17 protein-coding genes are annotated in these 16,228 nt (G+C 33.6%); 11 read left to right on the top strand and 6 right to left on the bottom strand.

What is annotated here, in order from left to right; translation table 11 throughout:
- Window positions 1-164 precede the first annotated feature (164 nt).
- Complete coding sequence (locus PQO00_RS17440) at window positions 165-1,289, top strand: Fic family protein (protein WP_274186140.1); 1,125 nt, start codon at window positions 165-167, stop codon at window positions 1,287-1,289.
- 191 nt (window positions 1,290-1,480) lie between these two features.
- Here PQO00_RS17440 and PQO00_RS17445 read toward each other — a convergent pair whose 3' ends face one another.
- Both PQO00_RS17445 and PQO00_RS17450 read right to left on the bottom strand, forming a co-directional pair.
- Window positions 1,481-2,428 carry a phosphoribosylaminoimidazolesuccinocarboxamide synthase gene (locus tag PQO00_RS17445; protein ID WP_274186141.1) on the bottom strand — a complete coding sequence of 316 codons (948 nt, stop codon included), beginning with the start codon at window positions 2,426-2,428 and terminating at the stop codon, window positions 1,481-1,483.
- Window positions 2,429-2,549: 121 nt separating this feature from the next.
- Window positions 2,550-3,503 (bottom strand): PhoH family protein, encoded by a 954-nt coding sequence (locus PQO00_RS17450; RefSeq protein ID WP_274186142.1) that lies wholly within the window; start codon window positions 3,501-3,503, stop codon window positions 2,550-2,552.
- A gap of 237 nt (window positions 3,504-3,740) precedes the next feature.
- Here PQO00_RS17450 and PQO00_RS17455 point away from each other — a divergent pair, with 237 nt between their 5' ends.
- The 7 genes from PQO00_RS17455 to dnaN all read left to right on the top strand — a co-directional run bounded on the left by PQO00_RS17455 (window position 3,741) and on the right by dnaN (window position 9,559).
- A complete protein-coding gene (locus tag PQO00_RS17455) occupies window positions 3,741-4,577 on the top strand; it encodes an S-adenosyl-l-methionine hydroxide adenosyltransferase family protein (protein WP_274186143.1) in 837 nt (278 codons plus the stop codon).
- A 2-nt stretch (window positions 4,578-4,579) separates the two neighbouring features.
- Window positions 4,580-4,876: a putative quinol monooxygenase gene (locus PQO00_RS17460; protein WP_274186144.1), complete on the top strand. Its 297-nt coding sequence runs from the start codon at window positions 4,580-4,582 to the stop codon at window positions 4,874-4,876.
- A 23-nt stretch (window positions 4,877-4,899) separates the two neighbouring features.
- Window positions 4,900-5,049, top strand: coding sequence for an isochorismatase family protein (locus PQO00_RS17465; protein ID WP_274186145.1), 150 nt, complete (start codon window positions 4,900-4,902; stop codon window positions 5,047-5,049).
- A gap of 443 nt (window positions 5,050-5,492) precedes the next feature.
- Window positions 5,493-6,212, top strand: a complete 720-nt coding sequence (gene gldF, locus PQO00_RS17470) for a gliding motility-associated ABC transporter permease subunit GldF (RefSeq protein ID WP_274186146.1) — start codon at window positions 5,493-5,495, stop codon at window positions 6,210-6,212.
- Window positions 6,209-6,694, top strand: coding sequence for a hypothetical protein (locus PQO00_RS17475; RefSeq protein ID WP_274186147.1), 486 nt, complete (start codon window positions 6,209-6,211; stop codon window positions 6,692-6,694). The genes gldF and PQO00_RS17475 overlap by 4 nt, the downstream gene beginning before the upstream one ends.
- On the top strand, window positions 6,687-8,354 hold the full coding sequence (gldG, locus tag PQO00_RS17480) for a gliding motility-associated ABC transporter substrate-binding protein GldG (protein WP_274186148.1): 1,668 nt from the start codon (window positions 6,687-6,689) through the stop codon (window positions 8,352-8,354). Before PQO00_RS17475 ends, gldG begins: the two co-directional genes overlap by 8 nt.
- 86 nt (window positions 8,355-8,440) lie before the next feature.
- Window positions 8,441-9,559, top strand: coding sequence for a DNA polymerase III subunit beta (gene dnaN / locus PQO00_RS17485; RefSeq protein ID WP_274186149.1), 1,119 nt, complete (start codon window positions 8,441-8,443; stop codon window positions 9,557-9,559).
- 36 nt (window positions 9,560-9,595) lie between these two features.
- Here dnaN and PQO00_RS17490 read toward each other — a convergent pair whose 3' ends face one another.
- Window positions 9,596-10,465, bottom strand: a complete 870-nt coding sequence (locus tag PQO00_RS17490) for a DoxX-like family protein (RefSeq protein WP_274186150.1) — start codon at window positions 10,463-10,465, stop codon at window positions 9,596-9,598.
- 424 nt (window positions 10,466-10,889) lie between these two features.
- Between PQO00_RS17490 and PQO00_RS17495 the strand changes: the two genes are divergently transcribed.
- The gene (locus tag PQO00_RS17495; protein ID WP_274186151.1) at window positions 10,890-12,116 is read left to right on the top strand and encodes a metallophosphoesterase family protein; all 1,227 of its coding nucleotides are present in this window, start codon (window positions 10,890-10,892) and stop codon (window positions 12,114-12,116) included.
- 180 nt (window positions 12,117-12,296) lie between these two features.
- On the opposite strand, the gene PQO00_RS17500 is transcribed toward PQO00_RS17495, so the two are convergent.
- From PQO00_RS17500 to PQO00_RS17510, 3 genes are all read right to left on the bottom strand, one after another.
- The gene (locus tag PQO00_RS17500; protein ID WP_274186183.1) at window positions 12,297-12,635 is read right to left on the bottom strand and encodes a DUF4870 domain-containing protein; all 339 of its coding nucleotides are present in this window, start codon (window positions 12,633-12,635) and stop codon (window positions 12,297-12,299) included.
- 332 nt (window positions 12,636-12,967) lie between these two features.
- Window positions 12,968-13,429, bottom strand: a complete 462-nt coding sequence (locus tag PQO00_RS17505; RefSeq protein ID WP_274186152.1) for a cytochrome c — start codon at window positions 13,427-13,429, stop codon at window positions 12,968-12,970.
- A 14-nt stretch (window positions 13,430-13,443) separates the two neighbouring features.
- A complete protein-coding gene (locus PQO00_RS17510) occupies window positions 13,444-14,283 on the bottom strand; it encodes a universal stress protein (RefSeq protein WP_274186153.1) in 840 nt (279 codons plus the stop codon).
- Window positions 14,284-14,773: 490 nt separating this feature from the next.
- On the opposite strand from PQO00_RS17510, the gene PQO00_RS17515 reads away from it, so the two are divergent.
- The gene (locus tag PQO00_RS17515) at window positions 14,774-14,929 is read left to right on the top strand and encodes a hypothetical protein (RefSeq protein ID WP_274186154.1); all 156 of its coding nucleotides are present in this window, start codon (window positions 14,774-14,776) and stop codon (window positions 14,927-14,929) included.
- 221 nt (window positions 14,930-15,150) lie between these two features.
- A complete protein-coding gene (locus PQO00_RS17520) occupies window positions 15,151-16,203 on the top strand; it encodes a M28 family peptidase (protein WP_274186155.1) in 1,053 nt (350 codons plus the stop codon).
- Window positions 16,204-16,228: the final 25 nt, after the last annotated feature.

Genomic DNA, 16,228 nt, shown 5'->3' on the forward strand with positions numbered 1-16,228 from the left:
CTAAGTTAGGCCCTTGAAACACGCAACTAATCTTATACAAATATGTTGCCTGTAAGCAAAAAAATGACAGTGCGGAGATTAATAGCTGTAATCTAAGCATATTTTACGGGAAATATTTCTTTTGCGGAGAATAAGCAGTATATTTACCGCATAATTTGCGTAGAATGAAAATTTATATACACGAAAAAGAAAACTGGACTGACTTTACTTGGGACCATAAGAAAGTGATGACAAAACTAGGTGAAGCTAGAAATCAACAAGGCAGGCTTCTTGGGAAAATGGAATCCCTGGGCTTTGATTTACAAAATGAAGCGGTATTGAACACCTTAACTTTAGATGTTATAAAATCATCTGAAATCGAAGGCGATTTTTTAGAAATAGAACAAGTACGTTCTTCAATTGCTCGAAGACTAGGAATTGAAATTGCAGGCTCAGTAGAATCGGATCGCCATGTTGAAGGTATAGTTGAAATGATGCTTGACGCTACGCAAAGATATAACTTGCCTTTAACTAAAGACAGATTGTTTGGGTGGCATGCAGCACTGTTCCCTTCAGGTTGGAGTAATCTTTATAAAATCACAGTTGCCGACTGGAGAAAAGACACGACTGGTCCTATGCAAGTTGTGTCAGGACCTATGGGAAAAGAAAAAGTTCATTATCAAGCTCCGAGTTCTGACAGAATAGAACCAGAAATAATAAAATTTCTGGAATGGTTTGAAAACGAGCATGAAATAGACTTGGTTCTTAAAGCAGCTATTGCTCATTTATGGTTCGTAACAATTCACCCATTCGACGATGGAAACGGACGAATTACAAGAGCAATTACAGATATGACATTGACTCGTTCTGACAAAAGTATCAGGCGGTTCTACAGTATGTCTGCGCAAATTAGAGTTGAAAGAAAACAGTACTATGAAAAACTTGAAAAAACACAAAAAGGAAATTCAGATATAACAGAATGGGTTTTGTGGTTTTTGCAATGTTTAATAAATGCTATTGACTCCACAGAAGAAACTTTATCGAAAATATTTCATAAAGCAGAATTTTGGAAATTACATTCCATTACAATTCTTAATAACAGGCAACAAAAAATAATAAACAGAATGCTTGATGGATTTGACGGAAAGTTAACAACTTCGAAATGGGGAAAAATCAACAAGTGCTCTCAAGATACAGCTCTTCGAGATATTCAAGATTTGATTAAAAAAGATATCTTAAAAAAAGAAGCTAGTGGTGGACGAAGCACTAGTTATGAATTGAAAGAACTGCCTGACCATAACGAAGTATAAAAAACAATAGTCGAGATAGTAGTAATATCAAGGGTTGTTGCCCACTTCAACTTTTCCCTAAATTAACAGTAAAGCACTATGCATCCGACTACTACCCTTACATCAACCGTTGTAATAAATACCATTCCTCGAAACGTTATTTCATTAGCAATACATCAATCATACCAAAGCACAACACACAAAGAAAAGTTCTACCCCAAATACCCCAACACATTCCCTTCAATACGTTCCTGTATATTAGAAACATCTGCTTTTACAAAGGTTTCGCCCGTAATATTCTCGTAAAGCTCTATATAACGCTCACTAACAGATTCAATATAATCATCGCTCATAAAAGGCACCGTCTGTCCTTCCAATCCTTGAAAGCCATTGCTTATTAACCATTGGCGTACAAACTCTTTAGAAAGCTGTTTCTGCGCTTCTCCTCTATCCTGACGTTCTTGATAGCCATCTGCATAAAAATAACGAGAAGAATCCGGGGTATGTATTTCATCAATGAGTACAATTTGTCCGTCCTTGGTTTTTCCAAACTCATATTTAGTATCTACTAAAATAAGGCCTCGGGATGCCGCAATGTCACTGCCACGTTGAAACAGTTTACGCGTATAATCTTCTAACACCACATAGTCGGCTTCCGAAACAATCCCACGTCTTAGAATATCCTCACGAGAGATATCCTCATCATGATCCCCTTGTTCCGCCTTAGTTGCAGGTGTAATAATAGGCTCTGGGAACTTATCGTTTTCTTTCATGCCTTCTGGCATAGGCACACCACAAAGCAAGCGCTTACCAGCTTTATATTCGCGTGCTGCATGCCCGGACATATACCCACGTATCACCATTTCCACCTTAAAGGGGGCACATAGATGGCCTACGGCTACATTAGGGTCTGGTGTCGCCGTTAACCAGTTAGGGACTAAATCTTCGGTCGCAGCCATCATTTTGGTCGCAATCTGATTTAAGATTTGCCCTTTATATGGAATCCCTTTGGGCATCACAACATCAAACGCAGAAAGTCTGTCGGTTGCAATCATGACCAATTCATCATCATTGATATTGTATACTTCCCTTACTTTTCCTTTGTAAACACTCTTTTGGTTTGGAAAATTGAAATTGGTATCTATTATGGTGTTACTCATAGCCCTCTCTGTCTTTCAGATAGCTCTCCCTAAGGGAGAGAAACTCTTTTTAAATTAATATTTATGTTATTGTAATCCGCTAATTTTCCCCTTTGGGGAAATGTCCAAAGGACAATAGGGATTAGGATCTGTTCTCTATCCCTTCATAAGCCTCAATCACCTTTTTAACCAGTTTGTGACGAATCACATCTTTATCATCTAAAAATACCATCCCTACACCATCTACATTTTTCAAAATCAACAACGCTTCTTTTAACCCCGAAATGGTACGACGCGGTAAATCTATTTGCCCGGGATCGCCAGTCAATAAAAACTTGGCGTTTTTGCCCATACGGGTTAAAAACATTTTCATTTGTGCATGTGTTGTGTTTTGACCTTCATCTAAAATCACAAAAGCGTTATCAAGCGTTCGCCCACGCATAAATGCCAATGGTGCTATTTGAATGGTGCCTTTTTCTATATAGCTTGCCAACTTTTCGGGAGCGATCATATCACGTAATGCATCGTATAATGGTTGCATATAAGGGTCCAATTTTTCCTTTAGATCGCCTGGTAAAAAACCTAAATTCTCACCTGCTTCAACGGCTGGACGGGTTAAAATAATACGCTTAACTTCCTTATTTTTTAGTGCTTGAACTGCCAACGCAACACCCGTATAGGTTTTGCCCGTACCAGCAGGGCCAATAGCAAAAACCATATCGTTTTTACGCATAAGCTCTACCAACTTACGCTGATTTGCCGTTTGCGCTTTTATAAGTTTACCACCAACCCCATGCACGATAACTTCACCACTTTCTTTTGAGGTGGTATAATCGTCGCTACTTTGGCTTGTTAAAACGCGCTCAATAACATTCTCATCCAGCTTATTATATTTTGCAAAGTGCTTTAAAAGCATCGTGATTCTACGGTCGAATTCCTCTAATAGTTCCTCATCACCAAAGGCTTTAATTTTATTACCCCTTGCGACAATTTTGAGTTTAGGAAAATACTTTTTTAAAAGTGCTATATTGGCATTTTGTGCTCCGAAAAATTCTTTTGGAGTAATTTCTTCAAGTTCGATTACAATTTCATTCAAAGGCGTGGATTTTATTTTTGCATTTCATCAGATTTTAAATGAAAATAATATTTAATCGATGAAATGATTTCATTAGTTTTATTCAGTTTTTCTTATTTCTTTAAATACGTCTTCATGAACCTACATTTTTCATGCAAAACATAAAATGAAAACGAAAATTTTATGTAGGTTTGTTAAAACTCAAAAATACATAAATTTGGGTGACCAAACGCTAAAAACATATCAACAATTTTGCCAATGGCGATAATAACATTAACTACCGATTTTGGTGAAAAAGATCACTTTGCTGGCGCAACAAAAGGGGCCATTTATAGCGAACTTCCAGATGCTAGGATTGTTGATATCTCTCATTCTATTTCGCCTTTTAGTATTCCTGAAGCGGCTTATATAATCAAAAATGTGTACAGTAGTTTTCCTAAAGGCACAATACATATTATTGGTATTGATTCTGAAATAACCCCAGAAAATAAACACATTGCCGTAAAACTGGACGATCATTTTTTTATTTGTGCAAATAATGGTATTATGAGCATGATCTGTGCAGAAATTTCTCCCGACAAAATTGTAGAAATTAATATCCATGATAAAATACAAACAAGCTTTCCCGTTCTAGATGTATTTGTAAAAGCGGCATGCCATATTGCACGCGGAGGCACTTTAGAAATTATTGGAAAAACTATTGATGAGATAAAACCTATTAAGAACGTTGTCCCTTATGTAAATGATGATAAAACGCAAATTATTGGTAGAGTTATTTATATAGACAACTACGGTAACGTGATTACAAACATTAAAAGAAGCTTCTTTGAGGCGATACAGAAAGGACGTGATTTTGAGATTTCGGCAAGAAACAATAAATTTAAGACCATTTATGAAAAATACAGTGATTTTGTTAATTTCGAAATAGAAGAAAGCAAACGGAACGATGAAGGCCGAGGGCTAGTGGTTTTTAATTCCGGTGATTTTTTGGAAATTGCCGTCTACAAAAGTAATAGCAGTACCGTTGGTAGTGCATCAACGCTTATGGGGCTTGACTTAATGGATACTGTAAGTGTTAATTTCATAAAAGCATAAGCATGTTTGTTAGAATTGTAAAAATGGGGTTTCACGAACAAAATACCGAAACCTTTCTAGCTCATTTTAAAGCTAATAAAGAAAAAATAAGACATTTTAAAGGCTGTCGATTATTAGAGCTTTATAGAGATAAAAACGACCCATCCATCTTTTTTACCTATAGTTATTGGGAAACTGAAAACGATTTAGAACATTACAGACAATCTGATGTTTTTAAAAATGTTTGGGCCAAAACCAAACCTTTATTTAATAGGCCTCCCATGGCGTGGAGTGTTGATAAATTAGAATCTTTAATTTGAATGTCCGAAAAATAGAGAGGAATATGCACCATAAAGCACTACTGATGATCGATATGCAAAAGGGTTCCTTTACTCCGGAAACGCCCCGATATGATACGGATGGTGTTGTAAACAGGATTAATTGTTTGGCCAACAAGTTTAGGGCTTCAGGAAACCATGTCTTTTATATTTAGCACGATGGCACTAAACATCATGATTTTATTCCCAATACAGAAGCATGGGAAATACTATCAGAATTAAAGATCTCTAAAAAAGATAAAACACCCTCCTTAATCCTCCCAGGGAGGAATCCTAAACTTTTGAAATCGTTCCCTTGAGGGGATTTTAAAGGTGTTTTCGAAGCAATTCTGTTTAAATAAACAACTTTTCACATCAAAACCCATGTTCAAATGAAAGTACCTGCCGGCAGGCAGGAAATCACTAATTTTCACTACCATCCAAAAACATGTACTCAGCTTCCTACCTGCCGGCGAGGCAGGGACTGGGTCGTCTAAATAAGGGCATGGATAAATTTGTTAGGGTGATCCTTCAAATAAAAAAATATAATTTTATAGATTAGCGCGTCACTTTAGTCGATCTTTAAGGGGCATTGAAAGTGGCGCACAAAATAAAAGACATGTTAGCTATACTAAAAAAAGAAATAAACACATTTTTCGCATCCCCCATTGGTTATTTGGTCATTGCCATCTTTTTGGTCTTAAATGGGCTATTCTTATGGTTATTTAAAGGTGAATTTAATATTCTGGATTCTGGATTTGCAGATGTATCCCCTTTCTTTCTATTAGCGCCTTGGATCTTAATATTCTTAATCCCTGCGGTTACCATGCGCAGCTTTTCTGATGAAAAAAAACAAGGCACTCTTGAACTCTTGCTCACAAAACCAATAGCCCATATAAACATTATTTTAGGAAAATTTTTTGGTGCCTTTATTTTAATTTTAATCGCACTTTTACCAACCTTGCTTTATGTTTACACCGTCTACCAATTAGGAAGTCCTATTGGCAATTTAGATATGGGCAGTACCCTTGGTTCTTATTTCGGGCTATTATTTTTAATCGCAGCGTATATAGCTATTGGGATATATGCTTCTTCCCTATCAGACAATCAAATTGTATCCTTTATCATAGCGGTTTTTATTTGTTTTCTATTTTATATAGGTTTTGAAGGTATTGCAGGTTTTGTTTCAAGCGATTTTATAGAACAATTAGGAATGAGCGTACACTATAAGAGTATGAGCCGTGGTGTACTTGATACGCGCGATATCCTATATTTTTTAAGCGTTGCTATTTTCTTTTTAATGTTAACCAAAGTAAATATTAACAAAGAAAACAAATGATTTTAACGCCTTTGTTTGTTGTTTTTTTAGTACTTGTTTTTGCATTAGTTTGGTTATTTGCCATGACCATAGACAAACGCAAATGGGTTCGTTTATTAATAAGTTTGGTATTAACGCCTTTAGCTTATTTTTATGTATTTTACCCCCTACTTAATATTTTTAGCAGTTACCATCATCAAAAGCATTTTAATGTAGAAGCATGGAAGGATAAACCAGCGTTACGTTATGAAATGAGTCAAGAAATACTTGATAAAAAGTTGTTTCTTAGCAAAAATAAAAAAGACATAGAAACCCTTTTAGGGAAAAGCGAATGGTTTGGCTGGAATGATAGCCTAAAAACAACATCATCCAATAAATGGAATTACAATTTAGGTTTTAAACCAGGTGCTTTTAATAATAGACAGGAATGTATAGAAATTATATTCAATAATAATATCGTTGAAAGTGTTAAACAATATCAATTAAAAAAGACCTTTGAATAAAAATATTAAACATATAACCATACTCTTAGTTGCCATAATTGCAATCCATGTTTTAAGCAGCAAAATTTTTAAACGTTTTGATTTAACCGTAGATAACCGTTATACGTTAAGTGCATCTGCCATAAATATTATAAAGGACATTGAATCGCCTATTGTAGTAGATGTATTTTTAAGTGGTGATGATTTTCCTTCGGAATTTAGACGCCTTCAAAAGGAAACCAAACAATTACTTGAAGAGTTTTCTGCAAAAAACAGTCATATTCTTTTCAATTTTATTAATCCGTTAGAAGACGAATCCACTCGAGAACGAAACATACAACAACTGGCACAACGTGGATTAACGCCCATGCAATTAAGTGTACAGGAAAGTGGAAAGGCGACTCAAGCCGTCATATTCCCATGGGCTTTAGCTAGTTATAACAACCAAACGGTTATTATCCCTTTAATCAAAAATAAAATAGGGGCATCACAACAAGAATTGGTTACTAATTCGGTACAGCATTTAGAGTATGCCTTCTCCGATGGATTTAGCAAGTTAACAAAGCCCAAACGTAGAAAAATTGCTATTTTAAAAGGCAATAATCAATTAGAAGACAAATACATTGCAGACTTTGTTAAAAAACTTGGAACGTATTATTTTATTGCGCCTTTTACTTTAGATAGCGTTGCAAGCAAGCCGCAAAAAACACTTAAGGACATACAAGCCTACGACTTAATAATTTCGGCCAAACCTACCGAGGCCTTTACCGAAAAAGAAAAATTGGTGTTAGACCAATTTACCATGAATGGTGGCAAAAGTTTATGGCTTGTGGATGCAGTAGCTATGGAAAAAGATAGCCTGTATAATGATACAGGTCATAATTTTGCGGTAACCAGAGATTTAAATTTAACCGATTTCTTTTTTAAATATGGTGTTCGTATCAATCCGTTAATAGTAAGTACGCTCTACTCTGCTCCTATTACATTGGCCATTGGGGAAGGTAGCGAGTCGCAATTTCAACCTTTGAGATGGCCCTATTCACCATTAGCGGCCTCTAACAGCAATCATCCCATTGTTAATAATTTAAATTTAGTAAAATTCGATTTTGCCAACCAAATCGATACGCTTAAAAATGACATTAACAAAACGATTCTTCTAAAAACGGCGCCTTTAACAACACTAGAAGGGACTCCAAGGGAGATCAGTTTGGATTTAGTGACCAAAAAGCCTGATCCTGCACGTTTCAACAAGGGCCCTCAAACATTGGCGGTTTTATTAGAAGGTGAATTTACCTCAATTTATAACAATCGTATAAAACCCTTTCAGCTTCCGGAAGAAAAGAATAAAAGCCTCTCCACTAAAATGATCGTTATCGCTGATGGAGATGTTATTAAAAATGACGTTATAAAAAATAACCCACAAGAATTAGGTTTTGATCGTTGGACAGGTAAAACTTACGGCAATAAAGAATTTTTGTTAAATGCGGTTAATTATTTATTGGATGATGATGGACTTATAAACATTCGGTCTAAAGAAATTGCCTTGGCATTTCTTGATCAACAAAAAATAGCAGCACAAAAAAGCAAGTGGCAGCTTACAAATATCGCATTACCATTGGTATTGTTAACGGTCTTCGGATTAGGGTTTAATTACTTCAGAAAGAAAAAGTATGCTTCCTAAATGTTAATAAGTTTGTTTCCAATTTTAGTCTGTATCGAATATATTTGTAAATAAGCTTTATTAAAATTTTAACCCAGTATAAATACATGAAATTTATAGTATCCAGTACCTATTTACTAAAACAATTACAAGTTTTGGGGGGTGTTATTAATAGCTCTAATACCTTACCTATTTTAGATAATTTTTTATTTGAATTAGACCATACTAAACTGACTGTTTCGGCGAGTGATTTAGAAACCACTATGGCATCGTCACTTGACGTTGAAAGTGATAGCAAAGGCAGTGTTGCCATTCCCGCTCGTTTGTTATTAGATACTTTAAAAACATTTCCTGAGCAACCGCTTACATTTGTTGTAGAAGATAATAACATCGTTGAGATCAGTTCTAATCATGGTAAATATGCACTGGCTTATGCCGATGGTAATGAGTTCCCAAAAGCAGTAGCTCTTGAAGACCCAAGTAAAACGGTTGTCACTGGAGATGTATTGGCCACAGCGATTAGCAAAACTATCTTTGCAGCTGGAAATGACGATTTACGCCCTGTAATGAGCGGTGTGTTTTTTCAATTCTCGACAGAAGGTTTAACCTTTGTTGCTACAGATGCACATAAATTAGTAAAATATACACGGGAGGACATTAAGGCAAACCAAGTTGCAGAATTTATCATGCCCAAAAAACCTTTAAACCTTTTAAAAGGTATTCTGGCTGCCAGTGAAGATGATGTGACTATTGAGTATAACGAATCAAACGCAAAATTCACATTTGAAAATTCTGAATTAATTTGCCGCTTAATTGATGGGAAGTATCCGAATTATGAGGCGGTTATACCAAAAGAAAACCCTAATAAATTAACAATTGACAGAACCCAATTTTTAAATTCTGTAAGACGTGTGAGCATATTTTCGAATAAAACAACACACCAAATACGTTTAAAAATTGCTGGTGCAGAACTTAACATTTCGGCAGAAGATATAGATTACAGCAACAAAGCAGAAGAACGTTTAACCTGTGATTATCAGGGTGATGATATGCAAATTGGTTTTAACTCCCGTTTTTTAACTGAAATGCTTAATAACCTAGGTTCAGACGAAGTACAATTAGAAATGAGTATGCCAAATAGAGCAGGTATCCTAACACCTGTAGATGGGCTTGATGAAGGGGAGTATATAACCATGCTGGTTATGCCAGTTATGTTGAATAGCTAATAATTTAAAAGATCATAAAATCTATATAAACCACGGTTACATAGCCGTGGTTTTTTCTTTCATTCTAAATAGTACCATTAAGGGAATGAGACCGTGAGGTAGTCTATAAATTACTTGATACAGGCTAGAATGTATGGATTCCCAAAAGAAATCGAAATAAAACCCAGATACTATTCTGGCAAACGATGTTAGCAGCCCCCATACCATAGCATATATCAATACATACTTAACGACTCTAGGAAAAAAAATAAGGATGGCCACTAAAATATCTAAAACCCCAGCTATCAATAAAAATGTTTTTGCAACTTCTTCAGAAAAGCCTGTAATACTAATGGTCATGTCTAAAAAGTGTCCTGATACTGGGTAATAACCAATCGCATACAAAGCATGCGCAACAAAAACAACGGCTATCAAAATCTTAAGGATTAGATCTAGGTATTTTTTTACAAAAGATCTCTTATAGTAAACTAAAAGTACAGGGATACTAAACTGCAAACTGTACTCGAAAAATTGACTAAAACGATAAAACTGCTCTTTCATTAATAAATATGCCAGTATAAACAGGCCCATAGAACCTATAAGTAAAATAACTTTATGTGCTCGATTATTATAACGAAAGATCAATGCTATAATAGCAGCTACAGCATATACCGCTCCAAAAAAGAAGGTCAGACCTTGAATGAGGTTGTCTACAGAAACACTTGTAACATAGTCATCCCATGTTATCTTTAAAATGCTTTCTACAAAAACCTTTAGCAATTGTTCATCCCAAAAAAAAGCTCTAAAAGGAGCATCCCAGAACAGATGCTGATATGCTCTACCAAGAAAAACAAAAAAAACAGAAAGTTTTAAAATTGTTAAAGAAGTAACATGTAGCTTATTATTCCTTTTTAATTTAAAATCCATTTATATTTCATTCAAGTTATTAAACTCAAATCAAAAATAGAACATATATTTACATTTCCATGGATCAAATAGAAAATTAAATTTTAATATTGAACTCATCTTGACTTTTTGTTTTTAACCGAAATCGAAGATTCATGAACTCCTATTTATGATAATAAGAGTTAAGTGAACTAAAAAGTTAAGGAAATTTGTTCTTTATTTGTCACATTGAGCACAGCTAATAAAAACTAGAACTCCAATTGGTCTTCGACTGCGCTCAGACTGACATTACGGCCTTAACTTAATGACATTGAGCATCGCTACGGATAAGAAAAGTAACAAAATATGGGTGGATTTTAGCCATTCCTGCCTGCCGGCAGGTTTTAGGAAACAGAAAAAGTCAAGATGAGTTCATTACATAAAAAATTAAATTATATATAAAATCATGAAAAATCTAATAGTGCTTATTTTCTTAATTGGGTACACTTCCCTTTTTGCTTCAAACGATAAATACCGTTTAATGCTAAGAGACAATCCCGCAACTACTATTGTAATTGGCTGGGATCAAATATCAGGTGATTCACCTACGGTGTACTATGGCACTACAGATTTTGGTTCTGATCATTTAAAATATGTAAAGAGTCATACCCCCGACAGAGTTGTGAAATTCAGAGGTATGAACAATCATTTCGCTCGTTTAAAAAACTTAAAGCCAAATACCGCTTATTTTTTCGTTATTAAAGATAGTGAAGGTGTTAGTGAACGCTTTTGGTTTAAAACAGCTCCGAAGAATAAAGAAAAACTATCATTGATCTCTGGTGGTGATTCAAGAAATAAACGAAAAAGTAGACAAAATGCTAATTCGTTAGTTGCCAAATTAAAACCACATGCCGTTTTATTTGGAGGTGACATGACAGCATCAGACAATAATGAACAATGGATCAATTGGATGAACGACTGGCAGCTTACTATAGCTTCAGATAATAGAATGTTCCCTATTATAGCTGCAAGAGGTAATCATGAAAAGGAAGACAACTCCATTCATAATTTGTTCGACACGCCATCTGATAAAAATTATTATAGCATTAGTTTTGGTAATAACTTTTTAAAAGTATTCACACTTAACACAGAGATCTCAATAACAGGTGGTCAAACAAATTGGTTGAAAAATGACCTATCTGTGAGTAAAAAAGTAAAATGGAAGATAGCGCAATATCACAAACCTATGCGTCCCCATGTGGCTGGTAAAAAAGAAGGTCATTATCAATATGCCAATTGGGCAAATTTATTTTACAAGCATAGCGTACAATTGGTTGTAGAATGTGATGCACATACCGTAAAAACCACTTGGCCAATAAAACCTTCAACAAATTCTGATAGTGAAGAAGGATTTATCAGAGACGACAAAAACGGTACTGTTTATGTTGGGGAAGGCTGTTGGGGAGCTCCAATTCGTAAAAATGATGATTCAAAAAGTTGGACCAGGGATTCTGGAATGTTCAACCAATTCAAGTGGATCTTCGTATCCAAAAAAAACATAGTATGTCGAACTATAAAAACCGATAGTGCTGCCAATGTTACTGAGCTTTCTAATGATAATCCTTTTGAAATACCCCGGAATTTGGAAATATGGAACCCTTCAAATGGTTCTGTGGTAAAAATTGACAATTAATAAATATCGTTCATTAAAATACCAAGCAGTAGCAGTATTAATGAATAAAAAAAACGCCCACCAAAAAGTGGGCGTTCAATTTATCTCATGCTAACAACTTAACTAATTAATAAAATCTAGAGATAAAGGATATTTTAAGCTAACTATTATTCGTTCTCTTTATAGTTTTTTTATCAATTTTTAATTCACAAAATTAAAAGACAAAGGATATGTTGACACCTCTCCTCTACTTGCCTTAACGGCATTTACAATAGGAAATACTATAGAAATAATACCTAGAATTATAAGGCCCAAAAAACCTAAGCCAAATAGTAATATTAAAGGAATACACATTAAACAGTAAACAATTAAACTCAACTGAAAATTTATAATGTTTTTGCCGTGCGCATCCATTTGATAAATTTTTTCTCTTTGTGTAAGCCATAACACTAATGGTAACAATAAACTACCAAAACCAGTAATTAAAGTTATCAACTGACTTAAATGGGTAATGACTAAAAGTTGATTGTCCTGTCTCATGATGGTGATTTTTTGATTGATACTTATATGACGCATTATTTTAAATAATGTTACACCATGTTAGAAAGTTATTTCAAGAAATAAGTTTACTCCTACAAGTCCGATATTTAAAACATCAAGTGATAAAAGCTATTGCAATAATTAATATCTTTAACAATCATATTTTAGTAAAAGAGACTAAAGCACTCATAAATTTTTTATTACCCATTTCTTTTTTATCTAACAATTCAGTTAAAATATCATGGCTGTTGATAAAATACTTTAAAGCTTCTTGATGATGATTAAGTTCTTTTTTTAATATAGAAATTGATTCTTTTATAAACAACTATAAATCATCTTCTCATATTTCCTCTCATCCGGTTATAATGTTCTTCAAACCATTCAGGTTGTTCAATTTCATTGTCAAACATATAGTCCGCTATTTGTTTTATATCATCTTCTAAATAAGGCAATTTTTGCATGACTCCAAACCGCCTTACAGCTCCAAACATTTTTGCATTTTTCTCATTCGGGTTTTTAATCCAGCTCTGCATATCGTTTATAAACTCTTCTTTTGATGTGTCTTTAGATATATAACGTTTTTTAATAGCAATCATTGGAGGTCCCAACCTTTCATCTTCAGTTTTAGTAGCATCATGACATAAATAACAATGCATTTCCATAAGTTTTTTTCCTGGATGCTCCTGATGGGTTTTGCTATAAGATTTGGTTAAAGTTTTATTATTTTCATCTTTAGAATTTTTACAACTTGTAAAAATAAAAATGAATACTATTAAAAATATAAATATTTTCATTACACATATTTTAGTTAATTATTTTTCATTACCAAAAAAGGGACGTCAATGCTAAAAGCAAAAGTTTCGACCAAGTGTTTGTTAAATAAGCGTTCCAAGAAAGAATGTTTCTCACCAATCATACATAGCATTTTTATATCATTGTTTTCAATATACTTATGTACTGTTTGATATATATCTTTAGTTTTTACATCAATATAATCATGAATAGGGTTCGCAAAACTCGAATTAAAGAAGTCTACATGTTTCCTTTGATCCTGCTCTAAATAATTTTCGTCTGCTACATGTAAAACATGTAGTTTAGAATTGCTTAATACTACTAAATCCATAAGAGGTTTTAGGATCTCACCATTAAATGATATGGCATTATTAACAATAAATGCGACCTTACTTAAATTTAAGAAGACGCAATTATCTGGAATTGCAAGCACTGGAGCCTTACAACGCTGCATAACCCGAACCGTATTGTTCCCAAAGATTACTTTTTGCAATCCCGAAGCTCCTTTTGTTCCCATAATAATCAAATCGACCTGATTTTTCTCGGAAACCTGATCAATAGAGTCAATAAAATTATCATAATCAACTATGGAGTGAAAATGGTGTTTATCATTTTTATAACGCATTTCCACTTTAGAAATAATATTTGCCAAGGATTTTTTAGCAGCATCAATTATAGTGGTATAAATAGTTGATGATGACGAGAGCTTCATCATATCATCAGAAATAAATGATGATGCCTTATGTACATTAAGCAAATAAAAATCACATGCTACATCTTTAAATAATATCAGGGCAAAATCGATAGAATTCATGGAATTTATAGAAAAATCGGTTGGCAACAATATTGTTTTCATTGTAGTAAGCAAATAGGATTGATTGTAAGTAAACATACCATAAATGCTTAAAAAAAACTATGACAAATGTCAGTTGTGATTAATTACTTACATCAAGAATAAAAATTGACAAAAAAATGCAAAATATCGTGTTTTCGGCACAATAAATGCATGTAACCTTAAAGTCGTGCGCTTATGTATTTGGTTGCTTTTTTCCCACAATAATTAGCCTTACGAAAAATAATATCATGGATCATAATAAAAAATTAAATCAGTAATCGATTTATACCAATTCTAATTTAAAATGAAGTGGTTTAAACTACCCAGTCAAGCTGAGCACATGTTTTTTGATTGAAGCGAAAAATAGTGATTTTATTCCCACATAAAGGCTTTTTTGCACTGCATAGCATCGCTACGGAGTAATAAAAAGATAAAATGTGGGGATAAAAGGGCATTTTGCAGCCAATTATAAAAAGTTTAAACCACTTCAATATTAAAATATACAATACAAATGAAAAAACCCTTTGCTTTTTTAGCAATTATCGCCTTAGTTTTAGCAGTAATATTATTAGGGCTTCTCATTTATAATTTAGCTATTATACCCGGCATTATAGGATTAGCATTTGGGCTGATAGCATTTTATTTGTCAAAAAAAGTGACCACATAAAAACAATTCAATTTACATGCTTACTAACCATTATAGCATTAGCAATAATTGAAGATAAAAAAGAAAAACTAAAAGCCTATAAATTTAGTCCTTACCAGTAAGTAATTTCTCCTTTTTTTATATATATTCGTATTTTATAGATTAGTACATACCAAAAGTTTTCCCGCCCTTGAAAATGATTTGACTGTAACTTACATAGTAAAATCTGAATTAATAAACGTATGAAATTCTTTTATATACTATCAGCAATTGTATTAGTAGGTACTTGCTCCACGCCAAAGTACACTACAAAAATCCGAAATCTTAAAGAGAGTATTCAGATAGTTGATAGCATTCATACTATTAATTATGCAAATACTATTACCGCTAAAGAATTAAAAACACTCTTATATAAATTTTCTTCAGATGAGTTTGAAGGCAGAAAAGTTGGCGAAAAAGGGCAAAAATTAGCAACTGAATTTTTAAAATCGTACTACATAAATGAAAAGATAGCATCTCCTTTTGGAGGCGATAATTATTATCAAATTATCCCTAAGAGTTTCTTTTCGAGGGGCATTAATAGTTCTGAAAACGTTTTAGCTTATATTGAAGGAAGTGAAAAACCTGATGAAGTCATTATAATATCAGCACATCTGGATCATCTCGGTATTTCTGATGATGGACAAATATATCATGGCGCAGATGATGATGGCTCTGGTACTGTTGCCATTATGGAAATGGCACAAGCCTTTAGCTTAGCTAAAAAGGAAGGTCATGGTCCCAAACGGAGTATCTTATTTTTACATTTTACCGCAGAAGAAATAAGAAAACAAGGTTCTGAATTCTATACACTCCACCCTGTATTCCCTTTAAGCAATACCATTGTGAACTTAAATATTGATATGGTAGGAAGAGTTGACGAAAAACATAAAAACAATAAAGATTATATATACCTAATAGGTTCGGATAAACATAGTAAAGAACTGCATTATCTATCAGAAAAAGTAAATAACACTTATTTTAATATAAATTTAGATTATAGGTATAATGTCAATTTAAAAAAACACAAATTCTATTCACGTTCAGATCATTATAATTTTGCTTTAAAAGGCATCCCCGTTATTTTTTACTTTAATGGAGAACATAATGATTACCATAAACCTTCGGATACTCCCGATAAAATAGATTACAATCTATTACAAAGACGTACAAAACTCATATTTGCTACCGCATGGCAAATTGCTAATCAAGAACATCGTATTGTTACCGATGAATACAATGAACTGTTAAAATAGACTGAAAAATTGTTATTCTATTAAT

This window comes from Flavivirga sp. 57AJ16 (genome assembly GCF_028736925.1).
In the GTDB taxonomy this organism is placed as follows: Bacteria; Bacteroidota; Bacteroidia; order Flavobacteriales; family Flavobacteriaceae; genus Flavivirga.

Bases quoted from the DNA above. Each gene is read 5' to 3' on its own strand.
- PQO00_RS17460 (WP_274186144.1), top strand. From the start codon at position 4,580: ATGTTTGTTAGAATTGTAAAAATGGGGTTTCACGAACAAAATACCGAA.
- PQO00_RS17495 (WP_274186151.1), top strand. From the start codon at position 10,890: ATGAAAAATCTAATAGTGCTTATTTTCTTAATTGGGTACACTTCCCTT.
- PQO00_RS17510 (WP_274186153.1), bottom strand. From the start codon at position 14,283: ATGAAAACAATATTGTTGCCAACCGATTTTTCTATAAATTCCATGAAT.
- PQO00_RS17505 (WP_274186152.1), bottom strand. From the start codon at position 13,429: ATGAAAATATTTATATTTTTAATAGTATTCATTTTTATTTTTACAAGT.
- PQO00_RS17455 (WP_274186143.1), top strand. From the start codon at position 3,741: ATGGCGATAATAACATTAACTACCGATTTTGGTGAAAAAGATCACTTT.
- PQO00_RS17490 (WP_274186150.1), bottom strand. From the start codon at position 10,465: ATGGATTTTAAATTAAAAAGGAATAATAAGCTACATGTTACTTCTTTA.
- PQO00_RS17520 (WP_274186155.1), top strand. From the start codon at position 15,151: ATGAAATTCTTTTATATACTATCAGCAATTGTATTAGTAGGTACTTGC.
- dnaN (WP_274186149.1), top strand. From the start codon at position 8,441: ATGAAATTTATAGTATCCAGTACCTATTTACTAAAACAATTACAAGTT.
- PQO00_RS17500 (WP_274186183.1), bottom strand. From the start codon at position 12,635: ATGAGACAGGACAATCAACTTTTAGTCATTACCCATTTAAGTCAGTTG.
- PQO00_RS17515 (WP_274186154.1), top strand. From the start codon at position 14,774: ATGAAAAAACCCTTTGCTTTTTTAGCAATTATCGCCTTAGTTTTAGCA.
- gldF (WP_274186146.1), top strand. From the start codon at position 5,493: ATGTTAGCTATACTAAAAAAAGAAATAAACACATTTTTCGCATCCCCC.
- PQO00_RS17440 (WP_274186140.1), top strand. From the start codon at position 165: ATGAAAATTTATATACACGAAAAAGAAAACTGGACTGACTTTACTTGG.
- PQO00_RS17445 (WP_274186141.1), bottom strand. From the start codon at position 2,428: ATGAGTAACACCATAATAGATACCAATTTCAATTTTCCAAACCAAAAG.
- PQO00_RS17475 (WP_274186147.1), top strand. From the start codon at position 6,209: ATGATTTTAACGCCTTTGTTTGTTGTTTTTTTAGTACTTGTTTTTGCA.
- PQO00_RS17465 (WP_274186145.1), top strand. From the start codon at position 4,900: ATGCACCATAAAGCACTACTGATGATCGATATGCAAAAGGGTTCCTTT.